The sequence below is a fragment of the Aliiroseovarius halocynthiae genome (genome assembly GCF_007004645.1).
GTDB classification, from domain to species: domain Bacteria; phylum Pseudomonadota; class Alphaproteobacteria; order Rhodobacterales; family Rhodobacteraceae; genus Aliiroseovarius; species Aliiroseovarius halocynthiae.
In genome coordinates this window covers 419022-440541 of sequence record NZ_ML660019.1, presented here as the reverse complement: position 1 = coordinate 440541, position 21520 = coordinate 419022, and the positions used below count along the sequence as shown (strand labels likewise).

Below are 21520 nucleotides of genomic sequence, written 5' to 3'. Positions count from 1 at the left end.
CAAGGTTGCCGAATGAAATTCGATGGCGCCAATAGGGAAACACATGATCAGAAACATACTACGCTCAACCTTTAGCAGCATTTTTTGCATCCTTGTCGCGCTGGGCATTACTGCTGGACCTCTTTTGGCGCAGACCTACACTTTCGGCGTCGTTCCTCAGTTCGAAGCGCGAAAGCTCGCGCGAATTTGGGAGCCCATCATCGATGAAATTGAAAAACGCACTGGCTATGATTTTAAGATTGTGGGGTCGCCACGAATTCCCGAGTTTGAGACGAGCTTCATGAATGGCGAATTTGATTTTGCCTATATGAATCCGTACCACTCGATCATCGCGGCACAAACACAGGGCTACCAACCGCTTCTTCGGGATGGCGGCCGCGAACTGTTCGGTATTCTGGTTGTTCGCGACGACAGTGACTTTCAATCGGTCGAAGACCTAGAAGGTCACACTATTGCATTTCCTGCGCCAAATGCGCTTGGTGCTTCGCTGCTGATCCGCTCTGACCTAGCAAATCAGCGCAACGTCGACTTTTCCCCTATGTATGTGTCGACGCATGGGTCGGCATACCTGAACGTCATTCTTAACCAAGCCGCGGCAGCGGGCGGGGTAATGGGAACTTTTCGGTCACAGCCGATTGAAATTTCGGAACAACTCCGCGTCCTTTACAAAACCACTCGCGTCCCGCCCCATCCCATTGCCGCGCATCCTCGTGTGCCGGAAGACGTTCAGAAGAAGGTGACGCAGGCCTTTCTCGATCTGTGGAAAACCGGCTATGGCCGCGAGTTGCTTGAGCGCGTTCCCATCCGCGAAGTGATGGAAGCCAGCCTGGACGACTATTCAGAGCTGCAAGAAATGGGGCTGGATGAGTTCTTTGTTAAGTGACGCACCCATCATAACGTCGGCGCAATCCGCAATCACTTCGGTTTTCGCCGGCGTTCGATTTAAGCTGCGCAGCCGGTTTGTCGCATTGCTGGCGTGTATGATGTGTATTTGTGTGCTGGGGCTGTCATATATTTGGGAGCCGCGCCTGACGCGAGAGATGACGGATTCACAGGTTCGAAATCTGGATCAAAATGTCGAGATTCTATCCGATGCCCTCATTCCATTTCTTCTGCAAAACCAAATTGGTGCCGTATTCGAGACCCTCAGCAGCATGCAAAGGCGATACCGGAGTTGGGAAACGGTTGTTCTGTCGACACCCGATGGCACGCGGCTTTATCCTTTGTCGGCAGCCGCTCCGGTAACCAAGCCGGACATAATCCAGACCTCACGGACAATTTCCTTTGAGGGTAAAGAACTGGCTGTTCTGTCTGTTCGGGTCGATATTTCGGATGATCTAGGGCAAATCCGTCGACAGGTTCGGTTCCTTACTGTCTTGATTGCCGTTTTCTTCCTTGGAGCGCTTCTGGTCGTTGGTGTTCTCCTGGATCGTTGGGTTGTGAAACGCGCATCCCTGCTTGCCTCGGCTGCTCGGCAATTGTCGCGCGGAAATTATCAAGCGAAAATTCCTCCGAGTTCAAAAGACGAAATTGGTGATCTCACCAACAGTTTTTCAACGATGCGGACAACCATCAAAGAAAACGAGCAAAGCCTAATCGCATCACGGGATGAAGCGCATGCCGCAGCCGAAGCGAAATCGCGTTTTTTAGCGACGATGAGCCACGAAATCCGCACGCCCCTGAATGGAGTTATTCCAATCGCCGAGCTTTTGCTAGAGCAAGATCTGCCAAAAGAGCAGGCGCAGCTGATTGAAACAATTCAGGAATCTGGAAAGGCGCTTAAATCGATCATTGATGACATCCTCGACATTACCAAGCTGGACGAGGGGAAATTCGTCATTCACAGCGATGAATTTTCAGTCAACAGCTTGGTTCAGAATGTTGTCGGCATGTTTCAAGTATCAGCACGCAACAAGGATATCTCGCTTGAATACTCTGTCGACAACTCATGCCCGGCGGCTGTTATGGGCGATGCTAACAGGTTAAGACAGGTGTTGATCAATCTCGTTGGGAATGCCCTCAAGTTTACGTCGGAAGGCGGCATTGACTTGCGCGTGACGTTGATTGACCCAACAGATCCTGAAAATTGCACCCTGCGCTTTGAAGTCTCTGATACAGGGATCGGGATCTCGAAGAAAGATCAGGTGCATGTCTTCGAACGCTTTGTTCAGGTGGATAATCGCAGCAACCGCGAGTATCAGGGTACGGGCTTGGGCTTGTCTATCTGCAACATGTTGGTCGCCGCAATGGGTGGCGACCTATCAGTGGAAAGTCGCGAAGGAGAGGGCAGCTGCTTTTACTTTTCGCTGCCGTTCGCGCGTGGAAAAATCGAGGAAAAAAACAATGAGAACCATGAGTTCAACCCAACCGATGCCGCATTGCACCGTCAACTAAAATCAAAGCCAGCCGACATTCTGGTAGTGGACGACAGCAAAACAAACTTGAAGATCGCCAAAGTCATTCTACGTTCTCTCAAACATCAGGTGACGACCGCTGAAAGTGGGGAAATTGCAATCAATCGGCTGAAAGAACATCAATTTGACCTAGTCCTTATGGATGTCAACATGCCCGGTATAGATGGGATGGAAACAACGCGACGCATTCGGCGAGGATCACCCCGAATGACCCACACACCAATTATTGGCCTGAGCGCAAGTGCTTTCGCCGAAGACATAGAAAACTGCTTAGAGGCTGGAATGAACGGCTTCCTGGCCAAGCCAATATCGAAATCCGATCTGGTTGCCACTCTGTCTGAACATCTTGATCATACTGGAGGCGATTGAGGGCTGCCAGCCATCACTTCTGAGGGCCCTCCACCCCTGAGAACACGTAGCGTCAAACCGCCGTGAGGTTTCCCATGATGTGCTTTCCGGTAACATGTACATCCGTTAACCTCCCCCCCCGCGCTCCCTCATTCATGACTGACCCGCCCACCGAAACTTCCCTCGTTCTGATGCAGAGTTTGCTCATTCTTCGTAAGCGCTGCATGTAGCCCCGCATTCAGCACCTGATTTGGTCAACGCGGTTAGCTTATGATGCCTTCAAAAAGGATACAGGCACCATGAGCTCTCAAAACTTAGGTGAACTCGCAAGTAACCAGAAAATCGACAAAGTATTTCATGTCTATGGCTACTCCATTCCCGTTGCCAAAGACGGTGGTCGTCTGTGGTCGACGAAGCTCAAGCGCGAAATGGGGCAAGGTATGAGATCCGGGACATTGTCCGTTGGTGAAGTTCGGAAGACGTGCCGTGTTTCTGATTCTACTGCCTACAACTGGAAAAAGCATGGTCGAGGTGCCGCAGCGGCACCAAAACAGACCAAGAATCTTGCTCCGAACTCTACAGAGGTCAAAGTTGAAAGCCCCTCGGACAATTTCACTGGACTCGGTGCCTCAAGTGGTGTTCAGACGCTCCGGGTGCGAATTGCTACTGCCGCTTGATTATCCAGTAGATCGTCTGGTGCAACTGATCAGCGCATTTGAGTACAGGTCATGATCTCTCCTACAGGCAACTTTAAGCTTTATGTGGCAACCAAACCGGTGGACTTCCGCAAAGGCATGGATGGGTTGGCCACAATCGTGGAAAAAGAGTTTGATCTCGATCCGTTGAGCGGGGCGATCTTCATTTTCCACTCCAAGCGGGCAGATAGGATGAAACTGACCATCTGGGACGGCACCGGGCAGATCTTGGTCTACAAACGGATAGAAGGCAAATGAACCTGTCACGCTTTTGTGCCGCCCCCAGTACTCGTGTAAGCCACCTTTCGCTCAAAAGCGACCGGGCTTTTCCAGCCCAATGCTGAGTGGCGACGACGTAAGCCATTGATGCATTCAAAGATTGCCATCTCAGCCTGTCCTCTGGCGTCCCAAGAATGCCGCCAGATCTGCTCAGCCTTGATGGTTTTGAAGAACGTTTCGACGGCGGCATTGTCGTAACAATCACCCTTGCCACTCATCGAGACCTTGAAGCCTTGCTGGCGTAGGATTTTCCGATAGTCGTGGGAACAGTATTGCGACCCGCGATCTGTGTGATGAATGCAGCCTTTGGGCGGCTGCCGGAACGCTATGGCCATCTTCAAAGCTCTGATCGCCACGTCACGTTTCATCCGGTTGCTTACAGCCCAGCCAATGACGCAACGGGAATACAGGCCAGGATTACCGCGAGATAAAGCCCCCCCCCTCGCGGGTCCAGACATAGCTGATGTCCATTGCCTGACAGGGTATTTGCGAAGCAAATGTCCCGAGAAGGGCCAGCCCATTTTTGATTAGGCTTGTCGGCGCAGAAGTCCCGGCCCAGTAGGTTGGGCGCGATGTTGAACCGTCGACCAGCAGCACATGTTTACATGTGCGAGAGGGATGTGATCGCTATCGGTCGTTGCCTTGTATTTGCGAGTTCTGACGACAGATATGCCGTTCTGGCGCATCAAACGGCCCACACGGCGATGACCGACGTCCAGGCCGATCTCCTTCAACTCTTCGGCCATTCGCGGCCTACCGTAGCAACCAAGGCTCAGGCGGGGCTGCTCTTTGATGTGTGCAAGCGTGACCATATCAGATCGTTGTCTGCGACTGGCAGGGCAGTTCCGAAAGGCCCGCAAACCACGTGTACTGACACCAACGACACTGCACAAACGGTTGGCTGAGAAATGGTTCCCGTGTTCCTCGACAAACCTAAATCTCATTGCCTTAGGCCGCGAAGAACTGGGTGGCCTTGTTTAAGATTTCCCTCTCCTCCTTAAGAATCCGGACTTCACGTCGAAGCCGATCGTTCTCTTTGGCGAGGTCCAAATCCTCTTTCGAAACCACATCCGTATCCCGATGCGCCGTGACCCACGTGTTCAAGGTGGACAAGCCAACACCCAGATCCGACGCTACCTGCTGCCTTGTCAGCCCGCTCGTCAGCGCAATACGCACCGCATCTTGGCGGAACTCGCCCGTTCGCTTCAATCCCATAGCTCATCTCCTTTGCTGCAGTAAATGCTATCAAAGGATCGGCATCAAAACGCGATAGGTCCAAAAGGGTTTGAGTGGCCGCAAATGCGAGACGGTGTAATTTCCCTTAGCAAAGCGCAATTCGAAGCCTTGTTCGAATGACTTGATTGGAAACGGGTCGCGTCGCGACAGGTCAAACGGTCGTCCTTAGTTTGAGCTTGGCACTAAGAAAACTGGACTTTCGTCATAAGCCTGTCGAACCGGTAGGATGCGGACAAAGCAACCTTGCGAACATGCAGCTTTTGCTGGCACAATCCAAAGCTCACACAAATGGCCCAGCAGTTGGGACGGTCGCTTTATCGACAGACCCCGTCAAGAAACCGGCGGAATTTTCCTCCAGTTGATCCGTGGCGTATCCACCTTCCAAAACATAAACTGTCGGCAGGTCCAACTCTGCTATCTGGTTCCCGATTTTGTAAATGCTGCCCCATCTACGTGAAAATCTCCGAGCGGGTCGTCTTTGGAAACATCAAAGCCAATGGTAATCACCAGCGCGTCAATCCCAGCTTTCAGCAGAAAACCTATCGCGTTAGCGCAGTTTAGCATCCATTCCTCCGACCTAGTGCCTGTCGGCAAGGGTATGTTCAAATTTGCGCCTACCCCCACTCCGACACCGGCCTCATTGGAGTAGTCAGTAAAAAAGGATAATGGTTTTCGGGATCCCATGCATCGATGCAAATACTACATCAGATCGGTCATAAAAAGTTCCTGAGTTCCATTCCTGTGATGAATATCTAAATCCAGAATTCCAGCGTGATGACGCCTATGATCCAGCAGGCACAGTGGCGTACCCCCATCAGGTGGTCCGTTTTAATTGTTCGTGCATTGTCGGCCTGTAGTCCATTGGTACGAAGCTTTCCGACGCAGGCGGGCGATATGCCGACCCAAAAGCGACCGCTGATTGCACGCTGCCAAAACTGTTTTCATTTCGTGGGAAACTCGGATTACGCCCTATATCGCGATCAGGTGGCGCTGATCTGTCCGCACTGCTTTACGCCGCTTGACGCTCGTTTGGGATATAATTTCGTCGCCAATCTGCATGCCCAAGGCTGGAATGACGACGCAACGATCCAGTTGGTTTGGGATCAGATCATCACCTACGAACAGTTCTCCCTGAACGCGATGAGGCAGAGGGCAGGGCGATCCGAGAAACAACACCTCTTCACCGAAATCCACGGTCTACTCAATCTTCTGCTCGGTGCCGAGAAGCCAAATGACCTGCGTCCAGTTGAAATGCTCGACAGCGCGTGTTTTACATCACCTGCCAAGTTGGGCTTCTCAATCCGTCAATTAGCGCAACCATTTCGCATCTATCATCTGATGGAACGTCGCAAGGCATTGGCAATCGTGATTTGCGTGCTCGAAGACAAAGTTGATGCGTTCGGATTTTGACCTGCCTCCCGAGACTTCCCTCGCCTTAATGTGAAATTTGCTCAACCTTTTGAAGGAGCAAATGAATGCGAAAGGGCCGATTCACGAAAGCCCAAATCATCGGGATGATCAAAGAGCAGGAAGCCGGAATGCCGACGGTGGAAGTGTGTCGCAAGCACGGTCTCAGCCAGGGCACGTTCTACGAGTACAAATCGAAGTGCGGCGGCATGGAGGTTTCCGACGTTGCCAAGGTGAGGTCGTTGGAAGACGAGAATGCGGGGCTCAAACGGCTGTTGGCCGATACGATGCTGGACAATGTCGTTCTGAAGGACCTGCTGGGAGAGAGCTGACGACGCCAAGCGAACGGCGGGATGCAGCGCTTCGGGCGATGCGGGATCACGACATCTCGCACCGCCGGGCCTGCAAGCTCGTTGGTGTCGGCCCCAAAACTGTCCGGCGTGAACGCCCGCCGAATAATCCGGAGATACGCAAAGAAATGAGGGCCATCGCGGCCAAGCATCACAGGTTTGGCTATCGGCGGATCGGGGTGATGCTGGATTGCACTGGAATGATCATGAGCTACAGTTTGAGGGGACCGTCGCCCCAGTAGGGCGGCGAAAGCTCCGATAGCGCTGTATCGGCTTTACACAGAAGAGAAGCTTGTGGTCCGGAGGTGCAAACGGGCGCATAGATCGCGAGCACCGATGCCAGAGGCACTGTGGCCTGGCGAACGCTGGTCGCTCGACTTCCTGTCTGACACATTCAGGGCCTCGCACCGGTTCCGCATTCTGGCGGTGAACGATGATTGCAGCCGCGAAAACCTCTGCCTGATGGCCGACACCAGCATCTCGGGTGCGCGGGTGGCGCAAGAGCTTGATGCGCTCGTCCGGCTCTATGGCAAACCGGCTAGCATTGTCAGTGATAACGGGACAGAGTTCACCAGTCGCGCGATCCTGTAATGGGCCAACGCGCGGCGAGGATTGGCACATATCGACTCAGGCAAGCCCCAGCAGCGCGCCAACGGCTACAAAATCAAGCCAGTCTGCGAAGTCTGCCGGAAGCTGAGCCGCAAATAGCTTCCTGAGTTCCAGGTTTTTGAGTGCTTGAGGTTGCATAGTGTTAAACTGGCCATAACTGAGCCAAACCACAATAGCGGCCGTACGAGCACAGTGCAGCATCAGTTGGTCTGGTCTCTCGTGACACCTTCGCCGCGCGTTGGCCGAGGGCCCGCTTTACCCGAAAGGGTCAATGATGATGCCTAAAAAGTCAATCTATGTGGTCATAGGGGGCAAAGTGCGTCCACAGGGGTCAAACTTTGTGCACACTTACATATGATATAGTGGTGGAGCCTAGCGGGGTCGAACCGCTGACCTCTTGCATGCCATGCAAGCGCTCTACCAACTGAGCTAAGGCCCCATCCGTGACAGCCAAGTCGCTGCCTGTGCGCGGTATTTATGCAAAGGCGCTGGGGGGTTCAACCCCAAAAAACGCGCCTTTGCAAAAATCTTTGACGCTTAGTCGTCGTCATTCGCGGGCATGTCCGCGATTTCGTCCAGCGACACTTCTTCGTCATCATCGTCGTCCAGAACATCATCGCCCAGATCAACATCGGATGCGTCGTCATCTTCCAGAACTGCATCTGCGTCTTCGACCAGATCGTCCTTCATAACCGCTTTGTCTTCTTTGTCGGCAACCATCGTGCGCGACCCTTTGCCGGTCTCGAAGTTCACGACTTCACCCGTATAGGGACTGACCACCGGATTGGCGTTCAGGTCGTAAAAGCGTTTTCCGGTCGTCGGGCATACACGTTTGACGCCCCATTCAGCTTTGGGCATTTGAAACCCTTTCCGTTCATACTGACTCGTCTGAGATTTCAGGCAACTGCCACAATGCGGGAAGGGTGTCAAAGCCTTTTGCCGCGAAGGGTTGACGTTGGACGGATTCAGACCGCATTGAGGGGTATGTTGTTTCGAAAATCACGCAATCGCCTGACAGAAAACACGACCTTGTCATTGGGCGCACCAGATCCGTTAGAGATCGAACTTCGGGCGTCAAAACGCGCACGCAGACTGTCATTGCGGGTCTCTCGGCTGGATGGGCGCGTGACGCTGACAGCCCCTTTCGGGGCCAACAAGGACGAAGCCATTCAGTTTGCGACCGAACGGTTGGACTGGATCCGCGGCCATCTTGCTCAAACCGCCCCAAGCGAGATCCCGGTAATTGGGTCTACACTGCCATTTCGGGGCAACAAGCTGACACTCGCACGCGGCCAGTCGCGGGTGGTCGAGGTCGCAGGCGGCAAAATGCTGTTGCCCCCACATTCTTCAAAACGCGACACCATCCGCGTGGAAGCTTTCCTGAAAGAGGCCGCACGTGCCGCCCTTGTGGACGCCAGCGATCGGTATGCTGCAATGGTCAGTCGACCCTATGGGCGGATTACCTTGCGCGACACGCGCTCTCGCTGGGGGTCATGCAGTTCGCGCGGCAACCTTAGCTATTCCTGGCGCCTGATCATGGCCCCACCCGAGGTGCTGGACTATGTCGCCGCGCATGAGGTGTCGCATCTGGTGCACATGGACCACTCACGCGCCTTCTGGGCGCAGGTTGAAGCGATTTGCCCAACCTATCGGACACCACGCAAATGGCTAAAGGATCACGGGACACAGCTGCATCGCTATCGCTTTCGCGATTGACGCCCAAGGCATTTGTGATCACAATTAATCACATGCAAAGCCAAGCCCGCTCCACCGCAGACACCACCAGCGCACATGAACGTGTCTATCGTCATCTGCGCACCCGTATCATGCATGGAGAGCTAGATCCGGGTGAAAGCCTGACCATCCGTGGCATCGGTGCTGACTATGACGTCTCGATGACCCCTGCGCGCGAAGCTGTGCGCAGGCTGGCAGCCGAAGGTGCGCTGACTCTGTCCAGCTCGGGTCGGGTCACGGCCCCAGATCTGACGGCAGAGCGCATTGAAGAGCTGACAGCCCTGCGCGCCCTTCTGGAACCCGAACTGGCCGCCCGCGCCCTGCCCCGCGCCCATATGACCCTGATCGACCGCCTGCGTGCTATAAACGCGCGCGTGTCGGAATGTGTCGCCAATCAAGATGCTGTCGGCTATCTGCGCACCAATTTGGAATTTCACCGCACGATCTATTTGCGTGCGCAGGCCCCGGCAATCCTTGCCATGGCCGAGACCGTCTGGCTGCAACTTGGCCCCACCATGCGTGCACTCTATGCCAGCGGCCAACGCACGGACCTACAACGCCACCACCGCATGATCCTGTCGGCTTTGTCTGCAGGTGACGAGCCAGCCTTGCGATTGGCCGTTCGCACAGATGTGACGCAAGGACTAAAGATGCTGGTGGGGTAACAGCGACTGTCAGACTTGGAACAACAGATGATGCATCTGGTTATGACCATAGAGCAACAACTGTTCCTCAACCTGACCATTCCGAGCAAGTGCTTTGGTCGCTTTGCGCCAGAAACGGACAGCCCGAGTATTATCCGGAAGAACCCGCACTTGCCACGCACCTCGGTGGCGCTCGGCACTGAGGGCAAAGGCGGATTGGGCGGCATTTCCTTGACGAAACTTGCGCAAAATAAAGAACTGCCCCATGTCAAAGCGATCACTCGCTCCGGGTGCTTTTCGGACCAATGAGAACCCGGCCAATTCGTTCTCGATAAGCACGAAATAGGGCCAATGATCGCTGTCATACCAATAGGGATCCAGCAGACCACCTGGCAGCTCATACCGACCTGAATCTGCCACGGGCCATCCCAGAAATTCTGACATGTCGTGCAAATACAGCTGAAATAGCTGCTCCAATGCAGGTCGTTGAGGCAGAGTGATTGGATCAAGTCTCATCTATCAATGCCTCATGGGACAAGGCGCGGCCATAGCCGCGCCCCTTAGTTGTGCTTGCTCAAGCGTGAATCGCACCGTCCCCACAGGCCAATGCCGCCTCACGCACCGCTTCCGAGAAGGTCGGGTGAGCGTGGCAGGTGCGGGCCAGATCTTCGGCCGATCCACCGTATTCCATCAGCACACAGGCTTCGTGGATCAGCTCGCCAGCTGCCGGGCCCATGATGTGCACGCCCAACACGCGGTCGGTGGCCTTGTCGGCCAGAATTTTCACAAATCCGTCGCCTTGGAACACGGCTTTAGCGCGGCCATTGCCCATGAAGCTGAACTTGCCGACCTTATAATCGACGCCAGCCTCTTTCAGCTCTTGCTCGGTCTTGCCAACCGATGCGACCTCGGGTGAGGTGTAGATGACGCCGGGGATCACGTCATAGTTCACGTGGCCAGCTTGACCAGCGATGCTTTCTGCAGCCGCCATGCCTTCGTCTTCAGCCTTGTGGGCCAGCATCGGGCCTTCGGTCACGTCGCCAATGGCCCAGATGCCGGGCACTGACGTCTTCCAGTGGTCCGTGGCGATCTGGCCGCGCTCGGTCATTTTCACGCCAGCGGCTTCCAGCCCCAGACCATCCACGAACGGACGGCGACCTGTGGCAACCAGCACCACATCGGCGTCGATCGCATGCTCGCTGTCATCTTTGCGCAGCTTGTAGTTCACGGTCGCCTTGGTCTTTTTGGCATCCACGTTCTGAACGGCGGCCCCCATGATGAAGTTCAGGCCCTGCTTTTTAAGCGTACGCTGGAAGGTCTTCTGGATGTCCTTGTCCATGCCCGGCGTAATGTCGTCGAGGAACTCAACCACGGTCACTTCTGACCCCAGACGCGCATAAACCGAACCCATTTCAAGGCCAATCACACCCGCACCGATAACGATCATCTTGCGCGGGATCTTCGACAGCTCAAGTGCGCCGGTCGAGGTCACGACGACTTTCTCGTCCACCTCAACACCCGGCAGGCTGGACGGCTCGGACCCTGACGCAATCACGATGTGCTTGGCATTGTGCACCTCGTCGCCGACCTTGACCTGACCGGCAGCGGGGATCGATCCCCAGCCCTTCAGCCAGTCCACCTTGTTCTTCTTGAACAGGAACTCGATGCCCTTGGTGTTTTGACCAATGACGTCGTCCTTATAGGCCAGCATCTCTTTCCAATCGACCGAGGGGCTTTTGCCCTTCAGGCCCATCTTGGCGAAGTTATGCTCTGCCTCGTGCAGGCTGTGGCTGGCATGCAGCAGCGCTTTCGAGGGGATACAGCCCACGTTCAGACATGTACCACCCAGCGTCTCGCGCCCTTCAACACATGCAGTTTTCAGGCCCAACTGGGCACAGCGAATGGCGCATACATAGCCGCCCGGGCCACCGCCAATTACGATTACGTCATAGTCTGCCATTTCGTTCTCCTCGCCCCTCTTGGGCATATACATGCTAATGTGCAGGAACAGATTTCTGATGTTTCCGCTCTACCAAAAGCGCCAAAACTAACAAGATTGCGGCCAGACTGAAGCTGGCGGTCAAGAACAGATCCTGAAACATATAAGATTTTGAAAAATCCACGCCATACCTCGCCATGTCGGCACCGACAGCTACGCCGAACATTGCTGACATAGTAGCAACGATAGTTTTCGACCACCTAAACGCGACCAGCATTCCAATCACGGTCAAGACCGACAGGGGTGATCCTATGTATCCAACCAGCTCAACATATTGGGACCAACCCTTTGTCATGCCAACGGCCCTAATGAACGGCCAAACCTCCACAGCCAATACTGCGATCAAAGGAAGGGTCGCGATCAAGGTTAGGCGTTTCGCCGTCATTAGAAACCTGCTCCAGCTACTTTTCCGGCAACGCCAAAAGCTTGGGGTGCGACGCTACCTTGGTTCATTACAAATCCATCGACAACCGGCGCGGATCTTCCAGCACTTTTTTCACACGCACAAGGAAGGGCACCGCGCGCTTCACACCGCTGATCTGGTAATAGTCTGCCATATTTCCTGTTCCTTTACTTCGCGGGCAACTGCCCATCACCATCTAATGGCCGTCATCTGCATCCAGCTGGTCAAGCGTTGCGCGCAGATCCTCGGCTTTCTGATCAACTGCGCGGCGAGACTTCTCGATCATCCTGCAAGAAATCCACCAGATCACCAACAACAACACAAGCGAGATGCCGATATACAGATACGTGACCGGCAAAAGCCACTCTGGCCCACCCCGCCAAGCCAATATGGCGTGTGCTAAACCATAGGCAATCACGGATCTGACGGCCCATTTGACAAGTTGCCCCTTCAGCGACGGCAGCGTGCGACCGATCTGATCTATCTCGTTGACCGCATCATCTCGGACACGGTCAACGACCTCTTCATCGCTTAGATCATTGCCAGGTTTCGAACCTTCAGACATCACGACACCCGTCTTACAGATCCATCAACAACCGGCGCGGATCTTCCAGTGCTTCTTTCACGCGCACAAGGAAGGTCACGGCACCTTTACCGTCAACGATACGGTGGTCATAGCTTAGCGCCAGATACATCATCGGGCGGATGACGACCTCACCGTTGATCGCCATCGGGCGGTCTTGGATTTTGTGCATGCCAAGGATACCCGATTGCGGCGGGTTTAGGATTGGCGAGGACATCAGCGAGCCATAGACACCACCGTTCGAGATGGTGAAGGTGCCGCCCTGCATTTCGTCCATCGACAGCTTGCCGTCACGGGCGCGGCGCCCCTTCTCGGCAATCGCTTTTTCGATCGCGGCAAAGGACATGGCGTCCGCATCGTTGATGACCGGCACGACAAGCCCTGTGGGAGTGCCCGCGGCAACGCCCATGTTCACATAGTTCTTGTACACGATGTCGGTGCCGTCGATTTCGGCATTCACCTCGGGCACTTCCTTCAGCGCGTGACAGCAAGCCTTGGTGAAGAAGGACATGAAGCCCAGACGCACGCCGTGCTTCTTTTCGAACTCGGCTTTGTATTCGTTGCGCAGCGCCATCACCTCGGTCATGTCGACCTCGTTATAGGTGGTCAGCATGGCAGCAGTATTCTGGCTGTCTTTCAGGCGGCGCGCGATGGTCTGACGCAGGCGCGTCATCTTCACGCGTTCTTCGCGCGATGCGTCACCGGCAGCTCGAGCGGCAGCCGGGGCTGCGGCAGGCGCGGCAGCTTTCGGCGCGGCCAAGGCGGCAGCAACGTCATGCTTCATCACGCGGCCATCGCGGCCTGTGCCTTGCACGTCAGCCGGGTTCAGGCCAGCTTCCGCCATGGCTTTCTTGGCCGAGGGTGCGTCTTCCACATCCTTGCCAGCCGCCGCAGGTGCAGCAGTCGCGGCAGAAGCAGAGGCCGGCGCGGCGGCCACCGCACCGCCGGAAGACAAGACAGCCAGTTTGGCCGACGCGTCAACGGTGGTGCCTTCCGGGGCCAGGATCTCAGCCAGGACGCCTGCGGCAGGTGCGGGCACTTCGACGGAAACCTTGTCAGTTTCCAGCTCGCACAGCATCTCGTCCTGCGCGACAGTATCGCCAACTTGCTTGAACCAAGTCGAAACAGTCGCTTCTGACACGCTTTCGCCCAGCGCAGGGACCATCACGTCCACGGCCTGACCTGCCTCACCAGCAGGTGCAGCGGCAGGCGCAGCTGCGGCAGCAGCCGGCGCAGGAGCCGCCCCCTCGCCTTCACCGATCATGGCCAGCAGCGCGTCAACACCAACGGTTTCACCTTCGGCGGCGACGATTTCGCCCAGCGTACCAGCGGCTGGTGACGGCACTTCGACGGTGACCTTGTCGGTTTCCAGCTCGCACAGCATTTCGTCAACGGCAACAGCGTCGCCGGGTTTCTTGAACCATGTTGCGACCGTGGCTTCGGTCACGCTTTCGCCCAGCGTGGGGACACGTACTTCAATGCTCATGGTTTATTTCCCTTCCATCGTCAGCGCAGCATCCACCAGCGCTTCTTGTTGTGCTTTGTGGGTCGATGCCAAGCCCGTTGCGGGCGATGCGGCGGCAGCGCGACCGGCATAAATCGGACGCGTGTGTTTTGCGCCGATGCGGGTCAGGACCCATTCGATATTCGGTTCAACGAAAGACCAGGGGCCTTGGTTCTTCGGCTCTTCCTGACACCAGACGATTTCCGCCTGTTTGAAGCGTTCCAGTTCCTTCACACAGGACATGGCCGGGAAGGGATAAAACTGCTCAAGTCGCAGGATATAGATGTCTTCGATGCCACGCTTGTCGCGCTCTTCCAGCAGGTCATAGTAAACTTTGCCCGAGCACATGACGACGCGCTTGATCTTGTCGTCTTTCACCAGCTTGGCGTCTGAACGGCCCGTGCCGTTGTCGCGATCGCCATCATCCCACAACACGCGGTGGAAGCTGGAGCCTTCGGTGAAGTCTTTGGCATCCGACACGCAAAGCTTGTGGCGCAGAAGCGATTTCGGCGTCATCAGGATCAGTGGTTTACGATAACCGCGGTGCAGCTGACGGCGCAGGATGTGGAAATAGTTGGCTGGGGTCGAGCAGTTCGCCACGATCCAGTTGTCCCCACCACACATTTGCAAGAAACGCTCCAATCGGGCCGAGCTGTGTTCCGGTCCCTGCCCTTCGAAACCATGTGGCAGAAGGACGGTCAGACCGGACATGCGCAGCCATTTCGATTCACCGGACGAGATGAACTGGTCGAACATGATCTGCGCACCATTGGCAAAATCGCCAAACTGAGCTTCCCACATCACCAGCGCGTTGGGTTCAGCCAACGAGTAGCCATATTCAAAACCCAGCACCGCATATTCCGACAGCATCGAGTCGATGACCTCGTAATGGGCCTGCCCCTCGCGGATGTTGTTCAGCGGATAGTAACGCTCTTCATTTTCTTGGTTGATCAGACCCGAGTGGCGCTGGCTAAACGTGCCGCGCGTACAGTCCTGACCGGACAGGCGCACTGGGAAACCTTCGGTCAGAAGCGAACCAAAGGCCAGCGCTTCGGCCGTGGCCCAGTCAAAACCAGAACCATTCTCGAACATCTTCGCCTTGGTGTCCAAAAGACGCCCAACCGTTTTGTGCATCGGGAAATTGTCCGGCGCAGTCGACAGCGCTTTGCCAACCTCGTTGAAGGTATCGGTCGAAATCTCGGTCTTGCCGCGCTGATATTCGTCGCTGTTGGTATCCAGATGCGACCAGCGCCCGTCCAGCCAGTCGGCCTTGTTGGGCTTATAATCTTTCCCGGCCTCGAACTCTTCGTTCATATGCGCCTGGAACGCAGCCTTCATGTCCTCGATTTCGCCTTCGGGGATCAAGCCGTCCTTCACCAAACGCTCTGTATACAGCTGAAGCGTCGTTTTGTGCTTCTTGATCTGCTTGTACATCATCGGGTTGGTGAACATCGGCTCGTCACCTTCGTTGTGACCAAACCGGCGATAGCAGAAGATGTCCAGCACCACGTCTTTGTGGAACTTCTGGCGGAATTCAGTGGCCACGCGGGCAGCGTGCACCACGGCTTCCGGGTCATCACCGTTCACGTGGAAAATCGGGGCTTCCACCATCAAGGCGATATCCGTGGGATAGGGCGAGGAGCGCGAGAAATGCGGCGCGGTGGTGAAGCCGATCTGGTTGTTCACCACGATATGCATCGTGCCGCCGGTTTTGTGACCGACCAGCCCCGACAGGCCGAAGCCTTCGGCTACGACACCTTGCCCGGCAAACGCCGCATCGCCGTGCAGAAGGATGGGCAGAACCTGATCGCGGTTCACATCGTTCATCTGTTCTTGCTTGGCGCGCACCTTGCCCAGCACGACCGGGTTCACCGCCTCAAGGTGGGACGGGTTTGCGGTCAGCGACAGGTGGACCTTGTTGTCATCAAATTCACGGTCCGACGAGGCACCAAGGTGGTATTTCACATCACCCGATCCATCAACATCTTCGGGTTTGAAGCTGCCGCCCTGGAATTCGTTGAAAATCGCGCGGTACGGTTTCTGCATCACGTTTGCCAGAACCGACAGGCGGCCACGGTGCGGCATGCCGATTACCACGTCTTTCAGGCCCAGCTGCCCGCCGCGCTTGATGATCTGTTCCATCGCGGGGATCAGCGCTTCACCGCCATCAAGGCCGAAACGCTTGGTGCCCATGTATTTGACGTGCAGGAATTTCTCAAAGCCCTCAGCCTCGACCAGTTTGTTCAGGATCGCCTTACGGCCTTCCTGCGTAAAGCGGATTTCCTTGTCGAACCCTTCGATGCGTTCCTTCAACCAACCCGCTTCTTCCGGGTTCGAGATATGCATGTATTGCAGCGCAAATGTGCCACAATAAGTGCGTTTCACGATCTCAAGGATCTGACGGATCGAGGCAACCTCAAGACCCAGCACATTGTCGATAAAGATCGGACGATCCATGTCGGCTTCCGAGAAGCCATAAGACGCGGGATCCAGCTCGGGATGCGGTGTGGGTGCCTGCATGCCCAGCGGATCAAGATCTGCAGCCAAATGGCCACGGATCCGGTAGGCGCGAATGATCATCAGTGCCCGGATCGAATCCAGAACGGCGCGTTTGACCTGATCGTCAGACAAGGTCACGCCCTTCTCGGCGGCCTTTGCCTCGATCTTCTTGGCGGCTGCTTTGCCTTCTTCAGCAGGCGCTTCCGGCCACTGACCGTCCAGCGCATGCACCCGATCCCCTTCCGGCATCGGAGGCCAGTCACCGCGCGCCCAGCTGGGGCCAGCGGCCTCGGCGGTGACGTCACGGGCATCATCCCCAAGCTCTGCGAAAAACGCATGCCATGCGGCGTCAACCGCATTGGGATCCTTCACATACTGAGCGTAAAGCTGCTCCAGATACTCGGCATTGTGGCCTTGCATGAAGCTTGATGCGTGGAAGATGTCGTTGGGGGATTGGTCATTCATTGTGTAACCTCAAGTGGGCTGGGACCATAAGAATTGTTACCGGGTACGCTTCGACGTGCCAATGAGGACACGCAAATTACGACGGAGCCAAACATTAGCAACATCGCTATAAAGCCTGGGGCAGCGCTTGTTGAACCTGCCTCGATCTTCGAGGCCAAGGTCAGAACCAGCGCGGCAAGCACTAAACCCGCTAGCGGCAAAAGCGATATCCAACCGCTTTGCCCTGTGTCCTGAAGGCGCCTCCACGCTGCGGCCAGCAATGGAAACGCCAGGATAGCAGTCACAACGAGTTGCATGGGCGTACCGCCAAAGGTCAGCATGGTCCCCACGTTTTCTGTGTTATGGGAGAAAACCATCCCGTACCAAGTATCGGGAAACATGCGTTCGTCAAGAAAACTGACAAGATAGGTGGCAGCCCCTACAAATACGAAGAACCACCAGAACTCGGAGCGAGAAGCCCGCCCCGAGTAGTTAAAGACCTTAGAAAAACAGGTCGATATCGCCTTTACGGGAGACATCTCAGCCGATCGCTTCCAGCACGGCCTCGCCCAGCGTTGCGGGGCTGTCTGCCACCACAATGCCAGCCGCGCGCATGGCTTCGATCTTGTCTTCTGCGCCGCCTTTACCACCGGCAACGATGGCACCAGCGTGGCCCATGCGGCGGCCCGGAGGAGCCGTACGGCCAGCGATGAAGCCAGCAACCGGCTTCCAGCGGCCTTTCTTCTTCTGTTCGGCAAGGAATTCAGCAGCTTCTTCTTCTGCCGAACCACCGATCTCGCCGATCATGATGATCGACTGGGTCTCGTCGTCGTCCAGGAACATGTCCAACACGTCGATGTGCTCGGTGCCCTTGATGGGGTCGCCGCCGATGCCAACAGCTGTCGACTGGCCCAGACCGATATCGGTGGTCTGTTTCACAGCCTCATAGGTCAGCGTACCCGAGCGCGACACAACACCAACGCTGCCGCGTTTGTGGATGTGGCCGGGCATGATGCCGATTTTACAGGCGCCGGGGGTGATCACGCCGGGGCAGTTCGGGCCCACGAGACGCGAAGCCGTGCCTTCCAGCGCGCGCTGAACGCGCATCATATCCAGCACCGGAATGCCTTCGGTGATGCAAACGATCAGTTCCATCTCAGCGTCGATCGCTTCAAGGATCGAGTCCGCTGCGAAGGGCGGCGGCACATAGATCACGGAAGCGTTGGCTTCAGTGACGTGCTTTGCCTCGTGCACCGAGTTGAAGACCGGAAGGTCCAGATGCGTCTGTCCACCTTTGCCCGGCGTTACACCGCCGACCATCTTAGTGCCATACGCAATGGCCTGTTCCGAGTGAAAGGTCCCCTGCGAGCCAGTGAAGCCCTGACAGATAACCTTGGTGTTTTCGTCGATAAGGACTGCCATGTGGTAGTCTCCTCATTTGGACGCTACTTGAGCGTTTATGTAGAATTTGCCGCCATTTCCGGGCATCACACTGACAAAAACGATTGAATTCTGGGCATCCGTGACGCCCTTCACAAATTCCTCAACGTCCTTTTCAGGTCTAGTGTTGCCAGCGAAAATCACAGAACAAACTGTTCCAGTTGAAGTTTGGGGCGTCGCGAACGACATATCGTATTTTCTATGCACAAGCGTGTTCCCGTCTCCGCTATCAACAAATCCAAGAGACTTGGCAGTTGAATGGACACGCGAGAAATCACCACGATTGGCCACGCAAATCTTCCTGAAGAGTTTCGAAGCCGCGCTAGCCGGGACAGTGGCGACACCCGCCGGCGCAACACCATCGGGCGCGGCCGCTATCCGCGTTTGCGCAGCCACAAATGGCGTTTTGCTGGTCTGGCATGCCGCCAGCCCCAAAGCCACAATCGTTGCCACAGGAAAAATACGAATACGCACCCGAATTACCCCTTCACCGCTTTCACGATTTTCTCTGCACCGTCCGACAGGTTGTCGGCTGCGATCACATCAACGTCCGAGTTGTTGATGATGTCTTTGCCGGCTTCCACGTTGGTGCCTTCCAGACGTACGACCAGCGGAACCTGAAGGCCCACTTCTTTCACAGCTGCAACCACGCCCTCGGCGATGACGTCACAGCGCATGATGCCGCCGAAGATGTTCACAAGGATGCCCTTCACATTCGGGTCCGAGGTGATGATCTTGAAGGCTTCGGTCACTTTCTCTTTGGTCGCACCGCCACCAACGTCAAGGAAGTTGGCAGGCTCAGCGCCATAAAGCTTGATGATGTCCATGGTGGCCATTGCCAGACCCGCACCGTTCACCATGCAGCCGATTTCACCGTCCAGAGCGATGTAGTTCAGGTCGTATTTCGACGCTTCCAGCTCTTTGGGGTCTTCTTCGGTGGTGTCGCGCAGTTCGGCAATGTCCGCGTGGCGATAGATCGCATTGCCGTCGAAGCCAACTTTGGCGTCCAGAACTTTGATGTCGCCGCTGTCCGAGATGATCAACGGGTTGATCTCGAGCATCTCCATGTCCTTCTCGGTGAAGGCTTTATAGAGCTTGCCCATCAGAGCTACACACTGCTTAATCTGTGCGCCTTCCAGGCCCAGAGCAAAAGCGATGCGACGGCCGTGGAAACCTTGGTAACCCGTTGCCGGATCAACCGAGAAGCTCAGGATCTTTTCAGGGGTGGCGGCTGCCACTTCCTCGATATCCATGCCGCCTTCGGTCGAGCAAACGAAGGAAATGCGCGAGGTTTGGCGATCAACCAGCAGAGCCAGGTACAGTTCGCGTTCGATGCCAGAACCGGCTTCGATATAGATGCGGTTCACCTGTTTGCCGGCCGGGCCGGTCTGGTGGGTCACAAGGGTGCGGCCCAGCATTTTCTTGGCTTCTTCTGCGGCTTCCTCGACCGACTTGGTCAAGCGCACACCGCCTTTTTCACCAGCGTCGGCTTCTTTGAAGGAACCTTTGCCGCGGCCACCTGCGTGGATTTGAGCTTTGACCACCCAAAGCGGTCCGTCGAGTTCACCTGCGGCGGTCTTGGCGTCTTCTGCTTTCAATACAACGCGGCCGTCGGAAACGGGTGCGCCGTAGGATTTCAGAAGGGCCTTCGCCTGGTATTCATGAATGTTCATGAAATCATCCTATCCAGTTGATCCATTGGGTCCCGGATAAAATGCACAGGTGAAACAGAAGACCGAAGCATTTTTTGCATTTTCGGTCAAATTTCCGATGAAGTCGCCAAATTTGTGATCACACCATAAATTGCGTGATCACAAATTCCCGGATCCGCGCATTTCCTGCCGTTTACGAATCTTAATTCGCCGCAAGCGACACCACGCAGACTACATAACAGGCAACGAAAAATGCGCCGCTCTGGCGAACGGCGCATTCTGTCAATTTGCTTTTAAGGCAGCTTATGCCAGCGAGCTGTCGATGCCTTTACAAGCTTCAACAAGACCCTTCACCGCGTCGACCGATTTGTCGAACATGGCTTGCTCGTCTTTGTTCAGTTCGATGTCGATGACTTTCTCGATGCCGTTCGCACCGATGATGGTGGGCACACCAACATAGAAGCCATCCAAACCATAGGCACCGTCAACATATGCGGCACAGGGCAGCAGACGCTTCTGGTCGTTCAGGTAAGCCTGTGCCATTTCGATCGCCGAAGCAGCCGGGGCATAGTATGCCGAACCGGTCTTCAGAAGCCCAACGATCTCGGCGCCACCGTCACGAGTGCGCTGGACGATGGCGTCCAGTTTCTCTTGACTGGTCCAGCCCATTTTCACCAGATCCGGCAGCGGGATGCCGCCAACGGTCGAATAACGGGTCAGCGGAACCATGGTGTCGCCGTGGCCACCCAGAACGAAGGCGGTGACGTCGCGCATGGACACGTCGAATTCGACCGACAGGAAGTGACGGAAACGTGCCGAATCCAGAACGCCAGCCATGCCGACCACTTTGTTGTGCGGCAGGCCCGAGAATTCGCGCAGCGCCCAAACCATGGCGTCCAGCGGGTTGGTAATGCAGATCACGAATGCATCCGGGGCGTGCTCTTTAATGCCTTCGCCGACCGATTTCATGACTTTCAGGTTGATGCCCAGCAGGTCATCGCGGCTCATGCCTGGCTTGCGCGGAACACCGGCGGTGACGATGCAGACGTCGGCGCCCGCAATATCTTCGTAAGACGTGGTGCCGGACAAAGCTGCGTCGAACCCTTCGACGGGTCCGCTTTCAGCGATATCCAGTGCTTTACCCTGTGGGATACCGTCCGCGATATCAAACAGGACAACGTCGCCCATTTCTTTCAGTGCCGCGAGGTGAGCAAGCGTGCCACCGATCATGCCGCTACCGATAAGCGCAATCTTGGTTCTGGCCATGAGTATGATCTCCG

The 21520-nt window shown here is 55.7% G+C and carries 20 protein-coding genes, 1 tRNA gene and 2 pseudogenes; 8 read left to right on the top strand and 15 right to left on the bottom strand.

Going from position 1 to position 21520, the window contains the following annotated elements; translation table 11 throughout:
- Positions 1-43 precede the first annotated feature (43 nt).
- From FIL88_RS02315 to tnpB, 4 genes are all read left to right on the top strand, one after another.
- Positions 44-883 carry a phosphate/phosphite/phosphonate ABC transporter substrate-binding protein gene (locus FIL88_RS02315; protein ID WP_142852197.1) on the top strand — a complete coding sequence of 280 codons (840 nt, stop codon included), beginning with the start codon at positions 44-46 and terminating at the stop codon, positions 881-883.
- Positions 864-2783, top strand: coding sequence for an ATP-binding protein (locus tag FIL88_RS02310; protein ID WP_142852196.1), 1920 nt, complete (start codon positions 864-866; stop codon positions 2781-2783). Before FIL88_RS02315 ends, FIL88_RS02310 begins: the two co-directional genes overlap by 20 nt.
- A 278-nt stretch (positions 2784-3061) precedes the next feature.
- Positions 3062-3439: a hypothetical protein gene (locus FIL88_RS02305; protein ID WP_142852195.1), complete on the top strand. Its 378-nt coding sequence runs from the start codon at positions 3062-3064 to the stop codon at positions 3437-3439.
- 51 nt (positions 3440-3490) lie between these two features.
- A complete protein-coding gene (tnpB, locus tag FIL88_RS02300) occupies positions 3491-3715 on the top strand; it encodes an IS66 family insertion sequence element accessory protein TnpB (protein ID WP_142852194.1) in 225 nt (74 codons plus the stop codon).
- A 5-nt stretch (positions 3716-3720) separates the two neighbouring features.
- On the opposite strand, the pseudogene FIL88_RS02295 reads toward tnpB, so the two are convergent.
- Both FIL88_RS02295 and FIL88_RS17090 read right to left on the bottom strand, forming a co-directional pair.
- Positions 3721-4951 (bottom strand): annotated as a pseudogene (locus FIL88_RS02295) (IS3 family transposase).
- Positions 4952-5386: 435 nt separating this feature from the next.
- On the bottom strand, positions 5387-5656 hold the full coding sequence (locus FIL88_RS17090; protein WP_142852193.1) for an arginase family protein: 270 nt from the start codon (positions 5654-5656) through the stop codon (positions 5387-5389).
- A 99-nt stretch (positions 5657-5755) separates the two neighbouring features.
- Here FIL88_RS17090 and FIL88_RS02285 point away from each other — a divergent pair, with 99 nt between their 5' ends.
- Together FIL88_RS02285 and FIL88_RS02280 are read left to right on the top strand one after the other, a co-directional pair.
- Positions 5756-6382, top strand: a complete 627-nt coding sequence (locus tag FIL88_RS02285; protein WP_142852192.1) for a hypothetical protein — start codon at positions 5756-5758, stop codon at positions 6380-6382.
- A gap of 65 nt (positions 6383-6447) precedes the next feature.
- Positions 6448-7380, top strand: a pseudogene (locus FIL88_RS02280) (transposase); the annotation flags it as partial.
- 321 nt (positions 7381-7701) lie between these two features.
- Here the strand turns inward: FIL88_RS02280 and FIL88_RS02275 are convergent.
- Together FIL88_RS02275 and FIL88_RS02270 are read right to left on the bottom strand one after the other, a co-directional pair.
- Positions 7702-7777 (bottom strand) — tRNA-Ala (locus FIL88_RS02275).
- A 98-nt stretch (positions 7778-7875) separates the two neighbouring features.
- On the bottom strand, positions 7876-8196 hold the full coding sequence (locus tag FIL88_RS02270) for a TIGR02300 family protein (RefSeq protein WP_142852191.1): 321 nt from the start codon (positions 8194-8196) through the stop codon (positions 7876-7878).
- A gap of 126 nt (positions 8197-8322) precedes the next feature.
- Between FIL88_RS02270 and FIL88_RS02265 the strand changes: the two genes are divergently transcribed.
- Together FIL88_RS02265 and FIL88_RS02260 are read left to right on the top strand one after the other, a co-directional pair.
- A complete protein-coding gene (locus FIL88_RS02265; protein WP_142852190.1) occupies positions 8323-9054 on the top strand; it encodes a M48 family metallopeptidase in 732 nt (243 codons plus the stop codon).
- Positions 9055-9086: 32 nt separating this feature from the next.
- Positions 9087-9737 (top strand): GntR family transcriptional regulator, encoded by a 651-nt coding sequence (locus FIL88_RS02260; RefSeq protein ID WP_142853419.1) that lies wholly within the window; start codon positions 9087-9089, stop codon positions 9735-9737.
- A 9-nt stretch (positions 9738-9746) separates the two neighbouring features.
- Here the strand turns inward: FIL88_RS02260 and FIL88_RS02255 are convergent, their stop codons facing one another.
- The 11 genes from FIL88_RS02255 to mdh form a co-directional block, all read right to left on the bottom strand.
- Positions 9747-10232 (bottom strand): GNAT family N-acetyltransferase, encoded by a 486-nt coding sequence (locus FIL88_RS02255; RefSeq protein WP_142852189.1) that lies wholly within the window; start codon positions 10230-10232, stop codon positions 9747-9749.
- A gap of 58 nt (positions 10233-10290) precedes the next feature.
- Entirely contained in the window at positions 10291-11676 is a 1386-nt protein-coding gene (gene lpdA, locus FIL88_RS02250) for a dihydrolipoyl dehydrogenase (protein WP_142852188.1), read from the bottom strand.
- A 34-nt stretch (positions 11677-11710) separates the two neighbouring features.
- The gene (locus FIL88_RS02245; protein WP_185960814.1) at positions 11711-12010 is read right to left on the bottom strand and encodes a hypothetical protein; all 300 of its coding nucleotides are present in this window, start codon (positions 12008-12010) and stop codon (positions 11711-11713) included.
- A gap of 304 nt (positions 12011-12314) precedes the next feature.
- Positions 12315-12683 (bottom strand): hypothetical protein, encoded by a 369-nt coding sequence (locus FIL88_RS02240; RefSeq protein WP_142852186.1) that lies wholly within the window; start codon positions 12681-12683, stop codon positions 12315-12317.
- 13 nt (positions 12684-12696) lie between these two features.
- Positions 12697-14187: a 2-oxoglutarate dehydrogenase complex dihydrolipoyllysine-residue succinyltransferase gene (odhB, locus tag FIL88_RS02235; RefSeq protein WP_142852185.1), complete on the bottom strand. Its 1491-nt coding sequence runs from the start codon at positions 14185-14187 to the stop codon at positions 12697-12699.
- A gap of 3 nt (positions 14188-14190) precedes the next feature.
- The gene (locus tag FIL88_RS02230; RefSeq protein ID WP_142852184.1) at positions 14191-17169 is read right to left on the bottom strand and encodes a 2-oxoglutarate dehydrogenase E1 component; all 2979 of its coding nucleotides are present in this window, start codon (positions 17167-17169) and stop codon (positions 14191-14193) included.
- Complete coding sequence (locus tag FIL88_RS17085) at positions 17166-17687, bottom strand: DUF805 domain-containing protein (RefSeq protein ID WP_142852183.1); 522 nt, start codon at positions 17685-17687, stop codon at positions 17166-17168. The genes FIL88_RS02230 and FIL88_RS17085 overlap by 4 nt, the downstream gene beginning before the upstream one ends.
- Position 17688: 1 nt before the next feature.
- Positions 17689-18570: a succinate--CoA ligase subunit alpha gene (gene sucD, locus FIL88_RS02220; RefSeq protein WP_142852182.1), complete on the bottom strand. Its 882-nt coding sequence runs from the start codon at positions 18568-18570 to the stop codon at positions 17689-17691.
- Between the two features lie 12 nt (positions 18571-18582).
- Positions 18583-19062: a hypothetical protein gene (locus FIL88_RS02215; protein WP_142852181.1), complete on the bottom strand. Its 480-nt coding sequence runs from the start codon at positions 19060-19062 to the stop codon at positions 18583-18585.
- A gap of 5 nt (positions 19063-19067) precedes the next feature.
- Complete coding sequence (gene sucC, locus FIL88_RS02210) at positions 19068-20261, bottom strand: ADP-forming succinate--CoA ligase subunit beta (protein ID WP_142852180.1); 1194 nt, start codon at positions 20259-20261, stop codon at positions 19068-19070.
- Between the two features lie 282 nt (positions 20262-20543).
- Entirely contained in the window at positions 20544-21506 is a 963-nt protein-coding gene (gene mdh / locus FIL88_RS02205) for a malate dehydrogenase (protein ID WP_142852179.1), read from the bottom strand.
- Between the last annotated feature and the right edge of the window lie 14 nt (positions 21507-21520).

Excerpts from the sequence above, each read along its gene's own strand:
- FIL88_RS02245 (WP_185960814.1), bottom strand. The coding sequence starts at position 12,010 with ATGACAAAGGGTTGGTCCCAATATGTTGAGCTGGTTGGATACATAGGA.
- sucD (WP_142852182.1), bottom strand. The coding sequence starts at position 18,570 with ATGGCAGTCCTTATCGACGAAAACACCAAGGTTATCTGTCAGGGCTTC.
- odhB (WP_142852185.1), bottom strand. The coding sequence starts at position 14,187 with ATGAGCATTGAAGTACGTGTCCCCACGCTGGGCGAAAGCGTGACCGAA.
- sucC (WP_142852180.1), bottom strand. The coding sequence starts at position 20,261 with ATGAACATTCATGAATACCAGGCGAAGGCCCTTCTGAAATCCTACGGC.
- FIL88_RS02230 (WP_142852184.1), bottom strand. The coding sequence starts at position 17,169 with ATGAATGACCAATCCCCCAACGACATCTTCCACGCATCAAGCTTCATG.
- FIL88_RS02265 (WP_142852190.1), top strand. The coding sequence starts at position 8,323 with ATGTTGTTTCGAAAATCACGCAATCGCCTGACAGAAAACACGACCTTG.
- FIL88_RS02260 (WP_142853419.1), top strand. The coding sequence starts at position 9,087 with ATGCAAAGCCAAGCCCGCTCCACCGCAGACACCACCAGCGCACATGAA.
- FIL88_RS02315 (WP_142852197.1), top strand. The coding sequence starts at position 44 with ATGATCAGAAACATACTACGCTCAACCTTTAGCAGCATTTTTTGCATC.
- mdh (WP_142852179.1), bottom strand. The coding sequence starts at position 21,506 with ATGGCCAGAACCAAGATTGCGCTTATCGGTAGCGGCATGATCGGTGGC.
- FIL88_RS17090 (WP_142852193.1), bottom strand. The coding sequence starts at position 5,656 with ATGGGATCCCGAAAACCATTATCCTTTTTTACTGACTACTCCAATGAG.
- FIL88_RS02255 (WP_142852189.1), bottom strand. The coding sequence starts at position 10,232 with ATGAGACTTGATCCAATCACTCTGCCTCAACGACCTGCATTGGAGCAG.
- FIL88_RS17085 (WP_142852183.1), bottom strand. The coding sequence starts at position 17,687 with ATGTCTCCCGTAAAGGCGATATCGACCTGTTTTTCTAAGGTCTTTAAC.
- FIL88_RS02270 (WP_142852191.1), bottom strand. The coding sequence starts at position 8,196 with ATGCCCAAAGCTGAATGGGGCGTCAAACGTGTATGCCCGACGACCGGA.
- FIL88_RS02305 (WP_142852195.1), top strand. The coding sequence starts at position 3,062 with ATGAGCTCTCAAAACTTAGGTGAACTCGCAAGTAACCAGAAAATCGAC.
- tnpB (WP_142852194.1), top strand. The coding sequence starts at position 3,491 with ATGATCTCTCCTACAGGCAACTTTAAGCTTTATGTGGCAACCAAACCG.
- FIL88_RS02285 (WP_142852192.1), top strand. The coding sequence starts at position 5,756 with ATGATCCAGCAGGCACAGTGGCGTACCCCCATCAGGTGGTCCGTTTTA.
- lpdA (WP_142852188.1), bottom strand. The coding sequence starts at position 11,676 with ATGGCAGACTATGACGTAATCGTAATTGGCGGTGGCCCGGGCGGCTAT.
- FIL88_RS02310 (WP_142852196.1), top strand. The coding sequence starts at position 864 with ATGAGTTCTTTGTTAAGTGACGCACCCATCATAACGTCGGCGCAATCC.
- FIL88_RS02240 (WP_142852186.1), bottom strand. The coding sequence starts at position 12,683 with ATGTCTGAAGGTTCGAAACCTGGCAATGATCTAAGCGATGAAGAGGTC.